We start from the raw sequence: 15682 nt of genomic DNA, 5'->3' as shown, positions 1-15682 counted from the left end.
CTAAAATCTCAAATTGGCACGGTCAACCTCTGATAAACTGTCCCCAAGGCATCAGCGTCGCCGACATTACCTGGAAACAGCACCACAGGCAAATCAGGAAACTGGGGATGATCGGATGACGTTAACACCATTGAACAACCAGCTAAAATTTGACCGAGTAAACGGGCTGAAGTTAAAGCTAGTCCAGTACTCAAGACATCGTTTGAAGTAATGCCACCCTTGCTGATTAAGAATCCTATATCAGATGGTAAACCGCGCACAATATCCATTAATAAACTTGAAACTTTTTCCCCAAACTCCAATCGTGTCTTGACATCTTGAAAATTTAGTTCCTGACGGCTAGTATAAACCACTGGTGTTTTGCCAGCTTCGTGTGCCGCCCGTGTGCTTTCTTGGATTTCAGTTAGTAATGCCGCAGATTGATTTGTCTCATCAAGTAATCGCGCTACATTCACTTCGATGCCCACAGTTCCTTCTAGTTGCAACAGCGCCTCTAATTGCTGGGTAGTCTTTTTCACATGGGAACCAACAATCACCGCACCTGGTTTGCCTTGGCGCACGTACTGCGCCATCTTTTCGGCGGCAATGGGTTGGGGTGGTAAAGCAGCTAAAGCTGTTAAAATACTTGCTGCACTGCGAAACAAAAAGCGTTTCCCTTGACTGGCGGCTGCTAATATATCTACTGCAAAGTGATTGAGATCGGCTTGAGTTTCACCATCGACGACAGCGCACTGATTACCATGAAGTTGTAACAATCGTGACAAACTACCAGCGCGAATATCGGCCAGGAGAAACCTTTCTACAACTTCGGCGCTAATTCGTCCTTGAGTCTTTTCTTCGACGTACTTGGGTAAGTAACTGTGATCGTAGCTGAAGACGGAATCACGGGCAAATTCGGTTTCATGGACTGGGGTGGTTACACCATCAATCATCAAGTAATGCACGCTGTCACGGGTGATGCGTCCACCCTCAAAAAATGCTGGTACGAGAAAATGAGCATCAAAGGGGCCAAGTTCTTGTGCGATCGCATCTGTTTCAATCGGATAATGTCCCCGCAAAGTAGAATCAGAACGGCTGACAATTAGAAAATCGTCAATTTCTTCAGCCTTCAAAGCGATTTTCAGGTTCTGGCAAACTTCTTTGATGACAGATGCAGCTGACTCTGGCGTTAGCGCTCTAGTATTAGTCAGTACAAAGAAAATCGGCGAATCATCCTGCAACCCACGGCGTAAAGTCTCCACATCCCAGTGCATTAGCAGCAAGCAGCTGTGGACTGTTTGAGAACCTGTAGGGTCATCATCCAGGACAATTATTTTGGGTTTGTTGCTCATTTAAGTCAACGGGGCGATTGTTTTCTGGGAAGGTATTGGGCGAGTAGAAGTCACTATTACACAAAGCTTAATTCACGGAGGTGGACTATCAAAATCAAGGGTTTTCTAACCTGTGGAGGTAGGTAAAGTCTCGTGTAGCCACTTTTACAAACATTCTCTTAGCCTTTCTGCAATTTTCTAATTTCTGCTTGCACATCGATCGCAATTTGCAATGATTGATTTAGCAGTTGAGCATATTCGCCTGCTTGACTACTAACTTCTAAAGCTCGCAGACTCGCTAAATTATTCACAAATAACTCTTGGTTATTAGCAAGCAATTTTTTATTATCTCGCAAAATTCGTTCCGTTTTCAAAGCGCGGACTAAATCTTCTCGAATCAGTTGCAAGGCGGAGGTTACTTTATCTCGGTCATGGATACTGCTTTCTACGTTTCCTGATGCTGCTAATTGGTCATTAATATCTATAGCAGCAACCAGGTCATGATATTTATCAACTTCGTCTAAAAGTATTGTCAGTCCTTCAGGACAGGTTAATTGTCGCCACAGCCATCGCCCCACTAATATCGGCATTGGCACTAAAATTAGTAAAAGAATTCCTAGTCTAATTGAAGAACCAATTGTTGGCAGAATAATAAAAGCGTAAACAAAGCCCACAATGATTGGCGTTAGCGCCAGCGTTACCAGCATTTCACTGATCAAAAACCCTAATCGCTTTTTGCCATCTCGCAAAACCGAGGGACGAAAAACGTCTTCTGGGTCGAACCCAGTCAAACGTCTCAGTTCCCCCTTACTAATTTCCAAGCCTATTAAGTCCGGCTGCACGTCTGCATACTCCTATGGAAACCCAAGTTGCGTATTCATTTTAATCGGGTTTACCGTGATGATTGTGGTTATATTCAGGAAACCAGTTTTCATCTAAGATTTGTTCTAAAGAGCCAATGGGTATAGCAGGAAATATGTCAATGGCAAGTTGAGAGCGATCGCTTGTTTCTTTCCTTGCGTCTTGATAACATTCATCAAATATTTCTAAAATATAAGGTTTTAAGCTAGGACTATCTTTCAGAGCTTTTTTTATCTCTCTACGAAAAGTTCTAATTTCCCCTTTCCAATGTCCTTGATTACGTTCTCGTTCTTCATCCCAACACTTGAGTTTTAGTAGATGTTGAAGAAGCTTAATTAATAAACTTTCAATTGTTCGCTTCTCTCTTCTACCCATAGTTTCTAATTCTTCTAACAAATTATCTACATCAACATCAGAAAACTGTCCAGTGCGAAGTTGATTGATAGTTGTCCTCAGCCACAGGTAATAATCTTGGTCGTATAAGCTTTGAGTTACTGATTGGATTATTGGTTTCACCATACACTAGCCGAATCCCTAGTATTTTTTTAATTTATCTCAATTAAGCTTCTACCCCAAATTGCTTGTAATCTTTGACTCTAGCTCAATATTTTTACCTTTATCAAAATAAAACTACCCTACTGTTACACCATCATAATAAAGAGAGTTGAGTTGTTGGTTGGTTGACTACATAAGTGACTGGTCTATTAATTTTTCTCACCGTACCTTCATTCACAGCCTTATTTAACCAATCCTGCATTTGAGATAGTCTAACATTTAAACATTCCGCCAAAGATTTTGCATCTTTTGGTTGCTGTAAATGATTCAGGATGATAGGTAAAACAGCTTGATAAATATCTTGTGGGTAAATATCCAAAACAGTCTCTTGAGGTGTTTTTTCTACAGTTTGTACTGGTTCAATCCAAGAAGCCGCTTTTACTAAAAGTTCCCTTAACGAATCATTCCAGGGTTCAGCCGGAAAAGGTTTTGCACCCTGATTGTGTAATTGCTGATTACCTTCTGATATCGCCCCATCCAATCGAACAAAAACTGGCATATCTTGGAGTCGGGAAAGCGCTTCCACTGCACCCGCCCAAGTACCACCTTTACCAAAAGATGAACTGACTACCAAAGCATAATCTGCTAAAGCATAAATATATTTGTTTCGCCCCATCGCATTACCTGTATTGAAACCAGCTTCGGGGTCATAACTAGAAACCAAAGTAAGTCTACCCTCTTTAATACTAGAGCGATACTTGCTGTTCACTGCTGTCTTAGTCAAACTATCCGCTAGTACACCGACAGATGTGCCTCCTGCATCCAACACAGCCAGCATTGCAGCTTGGTCTACGCCACGCGCCCCACCAGAAATTACCTGCATTCCTTGTACAGCGATATTTTGTGCAACTCTTCGTGTGTAGCTAAATATCTCGTCATCAACATCACGAGAACCTATTATTGCTAGCCCTCCCATAGATAGCAATTCTATATTGCCAATCCCATACAGAATTGCTGGTGCTGAATGTCTCAGTCTTTGCTTAAGACACTTGGGATAGTTTGTGTCACTTCGTCCTAGCACCCATAACCCCTGATTAGTCCATTTCTCAACGGCTAGACTCAGCATCATACCGCGTTCTAGTAAAGCTGAAAGCCTGTCAGGGTTAAGTTTATTTACAGTAATTTTTTGTAACTGTTCTTTGGCTGTAGATTCTAGTAAATCTGCTGGGCGCATCTGATTTTGCCGCAACCAGTCTGTTAAAGAATTATATTCACTCAGAGTCAAGGGTTGTGGTTCAATTTGCCGATTTTGACCAAAGCTGGCACACAACAGCAAAATTGCTTGAGTATCTGGTTGCAGGATATGAGTTAACATGATTTTCTAATCCCCTTGACCTAATGAATTGAGTGCCAATGCTACAGGAAAAACCACTCCACTGTTAGCACGTCGCAAAAGTGCCGCAATTACAGTAAAAGTCCAACGGGAATCAACTATATCATCAACCAAGAAAACAGAACCACTCATTCCTTTCCAAGAATCAATGGCAAAAGCACCATCCAAATTATGAGCTTGTTGGTAACTGTTGCTCATCTTTTTTTGTAACTCAGTTTGCTGAACTTTCTGCACAATTGGTATGAAGGGTAAGCCTAATTTTTCTGCTAGTCGTTGAGCAAAATTTGGTACAAGTTCTGGACGATTCAGCGAAGGTACACAAGTTACCCAAGTCGGAAAGGGTTGTGGTTGCCAATGTTGAATCATCTCAAAAGCACCCTGCACAAGTGCATCGTCAAAATGATTATCTTGATATTTACCCTGCTTGACTGATTCTCCCCAACCTGCATCACCCCATAGAGATAATGCTCTTCCCACTTCTGCTTGTAAATTATTTTTAATATTTCCTGAAAAGCGATAATTTACCAATGCTTCTGATGGCCATTTTTTGCGAGGTTCAATGATTTGGTTACTGCGACGTAAATATTGAATTGCTTTATTTACAAGTTCCATTGAGTAAGTTTCTGTTAACAATGGTCTATTCAAGCACACAGCACATTTACCGCAAGATTTTGGATCTGGATCATCTAATTCTGTCGCCAAAAAAGTCATTAAGCATTGCTTACTTTGCATATATTCCAACATTCGAGCTTGCTCTTGGCTACGAATTTGTGTAATTTTCTCAATTTTTTCAGTGTCAGTTTGATAAGAAAATGGGGTCAAATACCATTTTGAGCCTTGCTTAGTTATAGGTGCAGGAAATTCCATTGATAGCAGTTTTAAAACTTTCTCAATTTGTCCTCGTGAAAGATTCATTTGCTGCTCTAATTGGGTAACAGAAAAACCGTCTACAGCTTCGTTGAGTGCATTTAAAATCTGTTGAGTATGTACCTCTGGAGGGAAGGCTGTATTAATAAAGTAGTTAGTGATATCATCATCCTCATCACCGCTCAGAAGAATTCCATAAGCTTTTTCTACTGCTCTACCTGCTCGTCCTACTTGCTGATAATAGTGGACAACCGAGCCAGGACGCTGGTAATGAACTACAAAGCCTAAATCTGGTTTATCAAAACCCATTCCTAATGCTGTAGTTGCTACTAATGCTTTAATTTCATTATTCAAAAGCTCATCTTCTAATACTACACGGATTGCACTATCTAAATCACTATGATATGCTTTAGCATTAACACCTTGAGTTTTTAGCCAATCGGCAACTCGTTCAGCATCTCTAACAGTTAATGTGTAGATAATACCACTTCCAGATAAGCCAGGAATCTGTTCAGCTAACCATGCCATTCGTGCTGCTGGACTAGGGATAGAAATATTTTGCAAATGCAAACTTTGTCTGGTTAAATTTCCTCTGGAAACACGCAGATTTGAACCCAATTGAGTAATAATATCATTGACTACTCGATTATTAGCTGTAGCAGTTGTAGCCAAGACAGGAATATTTTGTGGAAGTGCTTGTAAAATTCTCACAATCCGGCGATAGTCAGGACGAAAATCATGTCCCCAATCCGAGATACAATGAGCTTCGTCAACAACAAATAAACCTATGCGTTGAGATACTGGTAAAAGAATTTTTTCTCGAAAATCTTCGTTACCTAATCTTTCGGGAGAAATAAGCAGAACGTCTACTTCTCCTGCTAGCAACTGTCTTGCTATTAGTGGCCATTCATTTGTATTACTGGAGTTAATTGTTTCGGCTTTTACACCAATGCGTTGGGCTGCTGCAATTTGGTTTCGCATCAAAGCTAGCAATGGCGAAATTAAAAGAGTAAAACCAGCACTTCGATCTCGTAGCAAGCGAGTTGCTAAAAAATAAACTAGACTTTTACCCCAACCAGTGCGTTGAACAACGAGTAACCGCGATCGCACTTTGAGTAACTCTTCAATAGCTTCCCACTGTCCAGGGCGAAAATCGGCTGTGGAGTTATCAAGCGCTTGACGCAGAAGCAATAATCCCTGTTCCTGAAGGTTAGTTGTCATAGATACTAAGTAACTAATTGTGATTTCTGTTGTAACATCAAATACAAGCAGAACTTAGTTGTGTTCAAGACCTATACTACTAAAGGTTTCAGAGCTAATTTGTAACTTAAGTAAAGTACTTGTCTTGTAAGGGTTTTAGGAATTTAATTTAGTAGTTTACTGTGTGGGAATCTTTAGCTGATGTTCCAGGTTTGGGTTATAGCCTTGGGCTACTAATGGTACATACTCAACATCCATCGTGTACTAGTCATGTTATAGCGATCGCTCAATAAAAAAAGGCAGATAGATCGCTGGCGGTTCAAGTAAAATTACTGCCGACTACGATCTATTCTGCCTGATGAACAACAAAACAAACTAAGGATAAAGACCTCTGTCAGTCAAGGCTTGAGCCACTCTACCTACCCCCAGTGTGTAAGCTGCTAACCTTAAAGAAATTTGGCGCACCTCCGACTGGTGAATCACCTTGCGATACGCTTGTACCATCAAATGTTCCATTTCGCGGTTGACGCGCTCCTCATCCCAAAATACGTAAGAAAGACCTTGCACCCACTCTAAATAACTGACTACTACACCGCCAGCATTCGCCAAAATATCGGGTAGCACTGTCACACCCCGCGCCTCTAAGGCCAAGTTAGCCTCAAGAGTAACCGGGCCGTTAGCTGCTTCTGCAACAATCTGCGCCTGTACCTGATTCACATTTTCTTCAGTAATTTGGTTCTCCAAAGCCGCTGGTATTAAGACATCGCAGGGTAGAGTTAATAAATCTGCATTGCTAATTGGTACAGATTGTGGGAAACCCGCAATACTCTTACGATTTTCAGCGGCGTAGACTTTTAACGCTGGAATATCAAGACCAACTTCAGAGAATATTCCCCCAGCACCAGTTGAAACAGCGATAATTTTCGCGCCTGCTTCATATAGTAATTCCGCTGCGGCACAGCCAACATTACCGAAACCCTGAATAGCTACTCGCACTCCTACCAAGGATTTACCTCGATCTGCTAACGCCTCACGGACAATAATCATCGTGCCACGTCCGGTTGCCATTTCTCTTCCCAGAGAACCACCAATCGAAAGGGGTTTCCCAGTTACAACTCCTGGTACAGCATGACCAACATTTACAGAGTAAGTGTCCATCATCCAAGCCATCTCACGGGCAGAAGTACCCATATCTGGCGCAGGAATATCTACGGAAGGCCCAATATCTTTAATCAACTCGCTGATATAACGGCGGCTGATTCGCTCTAATTCGCCAACACTGTAACGTTTGGGATCTATAGCAATGCCACCCTTCCCACCACCGTAAGGAATACCTAATAAGGCACATTTCCAGGTCATCAGCATTGCTAGAGCGGATACTTCGCGCAATGTCACAGCCGGATGGAAACGAATTCCACCCTTGTATGGCCCTAAGACATCAGAGTGCTGCACCCGGTGTCCAGCGAGAACTTGTATTTCCCCATCATCTAGCTTCACGGGAATGGAAACCGTAACAACCTTACGCGGGTGGCTGAGAATTTCTAGCAAACCCTGATTTAAATTTAATTCTTTAGCTGCCGCTTCTAAGTAACTACAGGCTTGATCAAAGGGGCATATATGCGCTGGAGAAGCAGGTTCTGACAGCAACGAGGATTTTGAAATCATAAATTTTCTCCTAATCACGGTATCTTTGCGAACCGGATCTCATCTGTACCTAAGCTTATCCTTTTTTTTTAGAAAAACAAGTTTTTTGTAGTTTTTGTTACAGTTTTATATTTTGTATTCTGATATGTGAAAATTATTTAAAAATCACCTTTCCTAAAGACGCGCGGCTGTGTGTGCCTTAATAAAAATTAATATATTATGTTGGTCAGATAGTTAAACCCACAAGTTTTTACCTTGCTAAAGCGATCGCAGCATTCTGCCCACCAAAGCCAAAACTTAAACATAATACCTGGCGAATTCTACTGAGACGTGCTGCCGTAACTAAATCCAAATCAAACTCTGGCTGTTTCAAACCTACACAAGGTGGTAATATTTGATGCTTTAGCGCCATGAGACAAAAAGCTACACCTAAAGCTCCAGATGCTCCTAATGTATGACCTGTGCTTCCCTTGGTGGAACTAACTGCCACGCCTTGGGGAAACATACGCTGGATTACGATGCTCTCCATCTGGTCATTTAGCTGGGTAGCTGTGCCATGAGCATGAATGTAATCGATATCGCTTGGTGATAGACAACTACGTTCTAGACATTGTTTGATGGCAGCGATCGCACTTTTCCCTTCAGGTTCTGGCGAATTACTATGATATGCGTCGTTAGTTAAGCCAAAACCGAGAATTTCACCATACACTTTTGCTTGACGCTGCTTGGCCAACTCTACTGATTCTAAGACAAACACAGCCGCGCCTTCACCCAACACTAAGCCTTCCCGATGCAAATCAAAGGGATAAGCCCCAGTTTTCGCTAAAGCACCCATCTGCTGAAACCCAGCTAAAGTTAAGGGTGTAATCGGTGCTTCCACTGCACCTGCGATCGCTTGTTGACATTGCCCAGTTTGTATAAGTAAAGCTGCTTGGGCAATCGACCAAATTCCAGTTGCACAAGCTGCCATCGGTGCCAAAACTATCCCCGATGCACCGATTTGCCTTGCGGCTGCGATCGCATTCATCTGAGGTAATGTATCTAGCCAATTTCCCAAAGAGGATACGGGGAAATTCCCCCTATAAATTTGCCTTGCCAGCATTTCCCAAGACGCTTGATAAGAGCGACTCGATCCAATGACTACAGCACAATCAGCTAAAGGTGCAACCAACCCAGCATTTTGCAAAGCAGAAGCAACAACCATCTGAGTTAACATTGTCAACTCAGATGGTTGTTGAGCAATCAAACCTAGAGGAAGTTGTGTAAGTTCTGGAAATGGTTGATGTAACCGAATTCCAGATTTACCTGCGATTAAATTTCGCCAGCTATCCTCTAAGCTTCCACCCAAAGCGGAAACTAGACCAATACCAGTGACACAAACCTTAACCAATCTGAATTTTAGGAGTAAAGAATCTTCCGCTATTCAAACATTCAATTCTTCATTTTGAATTTTGAATTTTGAATTTTGAATTGATTTCTCCTACTGTCCAGGTGCTTTCAGGTTTTCAGCACCTTGAGTGACTTTAGCGGAATCAATGCGATCGCCTTGCTGAATTTTGTTGACTACATCAAAGCCTTGAGTGACATTGCCAAACACGGCGTAATTACCATCCAAAAATGCTAGATCCGCTAAAGCAAAGTAAAACTGGGCAGAAGCTGAATCTGGTGATTGCGATCGCGCCATCGCCACTGCACCTTGTTTATGGGGCAATACGACAGCTTGAGCAGTAGCATCAAATGGTTTATTGTAAGTCGGAGTATCTGAACCTTTCGCCTTAACTTCTAAAGGTATATAGCGAGCATTTCCCGTTTTTGGGTCAATATAGCTACCAGTTCCTAGTTGATCTGCTGGAACTTTCGGGTCTTTGCTTTTGGGATCGCCCCCTTGAACTACAAACGGTTGGGGTTCGCGTACAACTCGATGGAAAGCTAAACCATCATAAACACCCTTTTGCACTAAATCTACGAAGTTGCCAGCTGTAATGGGGGCATCAGTGCCGTCTACTTCAATAGTAATCGGCGAACCTTTAACCGTGATTACCACAGTAGCCTTGCCTTCTAGTCTTGGTAAATCTGTTATTCCAGGAATACTCTCACTAATAGTTTGAGATACAGAAGTTGCTTCAGTACTTGCCTTGGTGCTTGCCTCGCTTGTGGCCGAGGTAGTAGTCGAGTTTGGAGAAGACGTATTAGAAGCGACTTGCTGTGTTGAACATCCTCCCAACATCAAGGCACTGATAATCACAAGAGAAAGCAAAAATTGTGAAATTTTTAACCGCATTGCCTGTTACCGATTTAACCAGAGTATCTTATCGTTTTGAGGGGTATTGGGGATTGGGGATGGTGGGGCCCCCTCTGGGGATAAGGGGTAATGGGGATTAGGGACTGGGGATTAGGGATGTAGGAATTGGGCAAATATCAGGCAAATAAGTTTTTACCAGTACCTAGTCCCCAGTACCCAGTACCCAGTACCCAGTCCTTTACAATCCTTCTAGCGACACTCCCAAAAAGCGGGCTAACTTTGCGCCTTCTGTTTCCAACTCTGTTAAAGATAACGGTTGTCCAACCCGTGTTAAGGGTATATCTCGCCGTCCCTGAATGCGTAGATAGAGGGCGCGACGGGGGTTAAGACCTTCTTTTACGTCTATTAGTACAGATTGGACATCTTCTATGCGGCTATCAATCTGAATTCGGCGGTTTTTACCAGGAAACCCCCAGCGGAAGATTTTGATTGCGCCAGTTTCCTGATTAAATTCGTTGTAACCGCCTCCAACATCCAATACAATCACTAGCCATAGGTATGTGGCTAATAGCAAGCCAGCAGCACCATATAAACCCATCACTAATCCTTGGGGGACGAATACCAGTTGAGTGGGATCGGAAACTATGAGTAAATTAACTTTTAAATAACTGGATATTCCAGACAATAAAAAGCCGCTTGCTCCCAAGGTAACGATAGTTGCCCACCAGTAGTTACTGAACCGACGAGAACCGAGAACATTTTGGTGCAGGAGGCGATCGCCTTTGTTAATCGTTGTTGATGTCGTCATTGAACTACCATTGCCCATGAGATACTCGCTGTCACATACAAAGCACACTGAATGCTTTTGCATAGAGTGGTGGGTTCCTGTGCCAATCCGGCTATTGCTTAGGAGGCACGGAGAGCTATGTTTGAAGTCCACGGGAACCCTGCCGCAGACTATAAATTTTTCACTTTGCACCCTACAAATTTTACTGTCCCGGATAATGCTGGCTTACTTGTACTACGGGACAAACCACTTAGGCTATTTGTATTTAGTCAAGATATGCCAACTTCTTTTCTGCTTGTCTAACGTTTCACATAGGTTTTCCAGAGGTGTATCAACGACCGTGGCGGCGAAGTGACTATCCGCATTTTACCAAACATCGTTGACAAAAACTCAACTGCGCCCTTCCATGTTCCTGCTACCGATATAATTTTTTAGGGAATGTTGTACTATTTTTTCACTCAATGGCTGATAAAAATTCTTTCTCCCTAGCCTTCTGACCCCCTTATTCCCTGCTACCCTCTGCCTGACTCTTTTTGGCCTCTTGAAATGAGTTACCTACCTACGTCTATCTACATTAAATTTTTTCAGATTTCTGAGAAAAGTTGTGTCAAATTGTAAAATTTCTGATATTCATATTATTTATAAGGTTCGTGTTTCAGGCCTAATTTGCTTCTGTGTATCAGGCAAAAACCCTGAGTAGTGTGATAAGTTAAGAATCATTAAGTTACCACAAGCTAGATTACTAGCCGATGGTACGTGTAATGTCATAACCCTGAGAAATAATGACTTAACTAGTCAGTAAGCTCTCAGAATCTCAGTTACTTAAAAGCAGTTGAGATTGTCAAAAAAAACGTTAATTCCTCATGGCAGTCGGTTACATTGGCTTTCCGTAATGCCTTAGAAACGTTGCAATTTTAGTAAAAAAAGAGGATTTTAGTCCGATGACCATCGCAGTTGGACGCGCCCCCAGTAGAGGGTGGTTTGACGTTCTCGACGACTGGCTCAAGCGCGATCGCTTCGTATTCGTAGGTTGGTCAGGGATACTATTATTCCCCTGCGCCTTCCTAGCACTAGGCGGTTGGCTGACCGGCACCACCTTCGTCACATCTTGGTACACCCACGGATTAGCCTCCTCCTACTTAGAAGGTGCTAACTTCCTAACAGTGGCTGTATCCACCCCCGCCGACAGCATGGGACATTCCCTATTGCTGTTATGGGGCCCAGAAGCTCAAGGCGACCTCACCCGTTGGTTCCAACTGGGTGGCTTGTGGCCATTCGTTGCCCTACACGGAGCCTTCGGTTTAATTGGCTTCATGTTGCGGCAATTTGAAATTGCGCGTCTAGTAGGGATACGTCCTTACAACGCCCTCGCCTTCTCTGCTCCCATTGCAGTATTCGTCAGCGTATTCCTGATGTACCCCTTGGGACAATCAAGCTGGTTCTTTGCACCCAGCTTTGGGGTGGCGGCAATTTTCCGATTCCTACTATTCCTGCAAGGGTTCCACAACTGGACACTCAACCCCTTCCACATGATGGGTGTTGCGGGTGTATTGGGTGGTGCTTTATTGTGCGCCATTCATGGTGCCACAGTCGAAAACACCTTGTTTGAAGACGGTGATGGTGCTAACACCTTCCGCGCCTTCAATCCCACCCAGTCGGAAGAAACCTACTCAATGGTGACAGCAAACCGTTTCTGGTCACAGATTTTCGGGATTGCTTTCTCTAACAAGCGCTGGTTGCACTTCTTTATGTTGTTCGTGCCAGTCACAGGTTTGTGGATGAGCGCCGTCGGCATCGTCGGTTTAGCGCTCAACCTGCGGGCTTATGATTTCGTTTCCCAAGAATTGCGGGCGGCGGAAGACCCGGAGTTTGAAACCTTCTATACCAAAAACATTTTGCTGAACGAGGGTATCCGCGCTTGGATGGCTCCTCAAGATCAACCCCACGAACAATTTGTATTCCCTGAGGAGGTATTACCACGTGGTAACGCTCTCTAATAGACCAAATATCTTAGGCGGTGCTGGACGCGACCAAGAATCCACTGGATTTGCTTGGTGGTCTGGTAACGCACGTTTAATCAACCTATCTGGCAAACTACTGGGCGCTCACGTTGCCCATTCTGGTTTGATTGTATTCTGGGCTGGAGCGATGACTTTGTTTGAAGTCGCTCACTTCATTCCTGAAAAGCCCATGTACGAGCAGGGCTTGATCCTGTTACCTCACCTCGCCGCTCAGGGTTGGGGTGTTGGTGCTGGTGGTGAGGTTATCGATACCTTCCCCTACTTTGTTGTTGGTGTACTCCACCTAATTTCCTCAGCCGTTCTTGGCTTTGGCGGTATTTATCATGCTGTCCGTGGCCCAGAAACCTTAGAAGAATACTCTGCTTTCTTTGGTTACGACTGGAAAGACAAGAACAAGATGACCAATATCATCGGGTTCCACCTGATTATTTTGGGAATCGGTGCACTTCTGTTGGTGCTAAAGGCAATGTTCTTTGGTGGTTTGTATGACACCTGGGCACCAGGTGGTGGTGATGTTCGGATTATTACCAATCCAACACTGAATCCAGCAGTCATCTTCGGCTATGTTCTCAAGTCTCCCTTCGGTGGCGAAGGCTGGATTGTCAGCGTCGATAACTTGGAAGATGTGGTTGGTGGTCACATTTGGGTTGCCTTTATCTTAATTGCTGGTGGTATTTTCCACATTCTCACTAAGCCTTTTGCTTGGTCGCGTCGTGCATCTATCTGGTCTGGTGAGGCTTACCTCTCCTACAGCTTGGGCGCTCTTTCTCTGATGGGCTTCATTGCCTCAATCTTTGTTTGGTTTAACAACACCGTTTATCCAAGCGAATTCTTTGGCCCTACCGGTCCAGAAGCATCTCAAGCTCAAGCTTTGACCTTCTTGATTCGTGACCAACGTTTGGGTGCTAACGTCGGTTCTGCCCAAGGCCCTACTGGTCTAGGTAAATACCTGATGCGCTCTCCAACTGGTGAAATCATCTTTGGTGGTGAAACCATGCGTTTCTGGGATTTCCGCGGCCCTTGGTTGGAGCCTCTACGTGGTCCTAATGGTCTTGATTTGGAAAAAATCAAGAATGATATTCAGCCTTGGCAAGCTCGTCGCGCTGCTGAATACATGACCCACGCTCCTCTGGGTTCTTTGAATTCCGTGGGTGGTGTGGCTACCGAAATTAACTCCTTTAACTACGTATCTCCTCGCGCTTGGTTGGCGACTTCTCACTTCGTATTAGGGTTCTTCTTCCTAGTTGGTCACTTGTGGCACGCTGGTCGCGCACGGGCTGCTGCTGGTGGTTTTGAGAAAGGAATTAACCGCGATACTGAGCCAGTGATGTTTATGGACGATCTAGATTAGGTTGTAAAGTTTATTTCATCACGGACTATTAATTTAAAGGCTCTTGCATAAAAGCAAGGGCTTTTTTTATAGGAAAATTAGTAATCTATTGATTAAAGTGAGCGATTTGCCAAGGTAACTAATCTATGAATGATGCCAATTTTATTGATGCTTTGCGATGGACATCCGAAGCTAAGGAAAAGTTACAAAATATTCCCTTTTTTGTCCGCTCTCAAGCTAAAGCCAGAATTGAACAGCTAGCTCGTGAAGCAGACCAAGATGTTGTGACTGCTGATTTGGTAGAAGAGGCTAGGCTTGAGTTTGGACAATAAATCAGAATTCAGAATTCAGAATTGGTAAATACTCTACCCATACAGCGCTTTGCAACTAAATGAGGTACAGAACCAAGGATTCACAAATCAAATTATTCTTCTCCCTCCTGCCTCCTGCCTTCTGCCTCCTGCCTCAAAACCAGTGACTTTGTGCCTCATGCAAAAGAAAACTGCTGTAAAGGGATAGAGTTTTCAGGCGAGAATATTGCAGTCAATTTAATTCATAATTACGAATTACGAACTTGTACTGAGTTTCGACTGCGCTCAACTACCGCGTAGCCGTTGGCGCAGCCTCTCGTAGAGAAGTATTACGAATTATTATCAACTTCCTCCTACATTCATCGCTGCTAAAACAGCCTTCTGGCTTACATCTCTGTAAAGGGTATTCAAATACTTCATTATCACATCACTCGAAGTTGAATTTACTGCATTTTCCTCTTCCTTTGCTAGAGGAATCGCTCCTAATACATCTAATATCGTCTCGCTGCTGGAGGGCACAATCACTACCAAGGATGACTCTAGTGGCTCATTGTATTGCCAGAAAGAGTCAATTTTTACAGAGTATTTGTTATTAGGAATTGACTGTTGAACATCAGGCGTTTCTGTAGTATTGGGTTTATTCTTGGTACTACGTAATTCACGCAAATCGCTGATAATTTGCTCTTTGGAACGTCCGCGCAATTGAAATAGTACAAAGGGGTCTTCACTGAAGCGATCGCCTAACTGATAGTATATCGCACCAATGTGTTTACAGGGATTTGCTTTATCAGGACAAGAGCATTTACTCTGGACATCAGCAAGGGTAAATGGAAATATCGAAAGACCATTAGCCGTGAAGACTTCTTCTATATTTTGTGGCATTTCTCCTGCTAGTAGCTTGGCAGCAAAAATTGCCCTTTGGGACATACTTTCAATTACATAACCCCACTGTTCATCGGTAAATGGTTCAAGGGAAAGAGAAACTTTATAAGGTTCTACTTCACTACCTTGCACCCTAGCTAATACTTTTGCTCCTTTAAATTCAATGCTGAGAACATTTCCCTGACGGGCATAATTTCTCGCACGTTCTAAACGCTTTTTAAAGCGATAAGAATCTAGCAAATCTAGCCACTGTTGTGACCACCATTCTCGACTTGCTTGTAATGTGTAATTAGTCATAATCAATTTAAAAACTTAGTAGTCTGTCTCATTAATTTTATG

The 15682-nt window shown here is 43.2% G+C and carries 13 protein-coding genes; 3 read left to right on the top strand and 10 right to left on the bottom strand.

The features are described 5' to 3' along the window. Window positions 1-8: 8 nt before the first annotated feature. From CDG76_RS21740 to CDG76_RS21700, 9 genes are all read right to left on the bottom strand, one after another. The gene (locus CDG76_RS21740; RefSeq protein WP_094350994.1) at window positions 9-1331 is read right to left on the bottom strand and encodes a four-carbon acid sugar kinase family protein; all 1323 of its coding nucleotides are present in this window, start codon (window positions 1329-1331) and stop codon (window positions 9-11) included. 158 nt (window positions 1332-1489) lie between these two features. After that, window positions 1490-2152 (bottom strand): hypothetical protein, encoded by a 663-nt coding sequence (locus CDG76_RS21735; RefSeq protein ID WP_094350993.1) that lies wholly within the window; start codon window positions 2150-2152, stop codon window positions 1490-1492. Between the two features lie 40 nt (window positions 2153-2192). Then, complete coding sequence (locus CDG76_RS21730) at window positions 2193-2690, bottom strand: DUF29 domain-containing protein (protein WP_094350992.1); 498 nt, start codon at window positions 2688-2690, stop codon at window positions 2193-2195. A 130-nt stretch (window positions 2691-2820) separates the two neighbouring features. Beyond that, on the bottom strand, window positions 2821-4041 hold the full coding sequence (locus tag CDG76_RS21725; protein ID WP_094350991.1) for a DNA-processing protein DprA: 1221 nt from the start codon (window positions 4039-4041) through the stop codon (window positions 2821-2823). A gap of 6 nt (window positions 4042-4047) precedes the next feature. Then, complete coding sequence (locus tag CDG76_RS21720; RefSeq protein ID WP_094350990.1) at window positions 4048-6147, bottom strand: RecQ family ATP-dependent DNA helicase; 2100 nt, start codon at window positions 6145-6147, stop codon at window positions 4048-4050. Window positions 6148-6501: 354 nt separating this feature from the next. Next, window positions 6502-7791, bottom strand: coding sequence for a Glu/Leu/Phe/Val family dehydrogenase (locus CDG76_RS21715; protein ID WP_094350989.1), 1290 nt, complete (start codon window positions 7789-7791; stop codon window positions 6502-6504). A gap of 229 nt (window positions 7792-8020) precedes the next feature. Further along, window positions 8021-9160, bottom strand: coding sequence for a beta-ketoacyl-ACP synthase (locus CDG76_RS21710; RefSeq protein ID WP_094350988.1), 1140 nt, complete (start codon window positions 9158-9160; stop codon window positions 8021-8023). Window positions 9161-9250: 90 nt separating this feature from the next. Further along, window positions 9251-10051 (bottom strand): peptidylprolyl isomerase, encoded by an 801-nt coding sequence (locus tag CDG76_RS21705; protein ID WP_094350987.1) that lies wholly within the window; start codon window positions 10049-10051, stop codon window positions 9251-9253. Window positions 10052-10250: 199 nt separating this feature from the next. Further along, window positions 10251-10820 carry a photosystem I assembly protein Ycf4 gene (locus CDG76_RS21700; protein ID WP_094350986.1) on the bottom strand — a complete coding sequence of 190 codons (570 nt, stop codon included), beginning with the start codon at window positions 10818-10820 and terminating at the stop codon, window positions 10251-10253. Between the two features lie 920 nt (window positions 10821-11740). Here CDG76_RS21700 and psbD point away from each other — a divergent pair. The 3 genes from psbD (at window position 11741) to CDG76_RS21685 (ending at window position 14482) form a co-directional block, all read left to right on the top strand. Next, window positions 11741-12796: a photosystem II D2 protein (photosystem q(a) protein) gene (gene psbD, locus CDG76_RS21695; protein WP_012409998.1), complete on the top strand. Its 1056-nt coding sequence runs from the start codon at window positions 11741-11743 to the stop codon at window positions 12794-12796. Then, complete coding sequence (psbC, locus tag CDG76_RS21690) at window positions 12780-14171, top strand: photosystem II reaction center protein CP43 (RefSeq protein ID WP_094350985.1); 1392 nt, start codon at window positions 12780-12782, stop codon at window positions 14169-14171. The genes psbD and psbC overlap by 17 nt, the downstream gene beginning before the upstream one ends. Window positions 14172-14296: 125 nt before the next feature. Further along, the gene (locus CDG76_RS21685) at window positions 14297-14482 is read left to right on the top strand and encodes a PCP reductase family protein (protein WP_094350984.1); all 186 of its coding nucleotides are present in this window, start codon (window positions 14297-14299) and stop codon (window positions 14480-14482) included. Between the two features lie 321 nt (window positions 14483-14803). Here the strand turns inward: CDG76_RS21685 and CDG76_RS21680 are convergent, their stop codons facing one another. Then, a complete protein-coding gene (locus tag CDG76_RS21680; protein WP_094350983.1) occupies window positions 14804-15640 on the bottom strand; it encodes an SWIM zinc finger family protein in 837 nt (278 codons plus the stop codon). Window positions 15641-15682 lie beyond the last annotated feature (42 nt).

Origin of the sequence: Nostoc sp. 'Peltigera membranacea cyanobiont' 210A (assembly GCF_002246015.1) — a bacterium.
Taxonomy (GTDB): domain Bacteria; phylum Cyanobacteriota; class Cyanobacteriia; order Cyanobacteriales; family Nostocaceae; genus Nostoc.
This window is presented reverse-complemented; position numbering and strand designations above follow the sequence as displayed.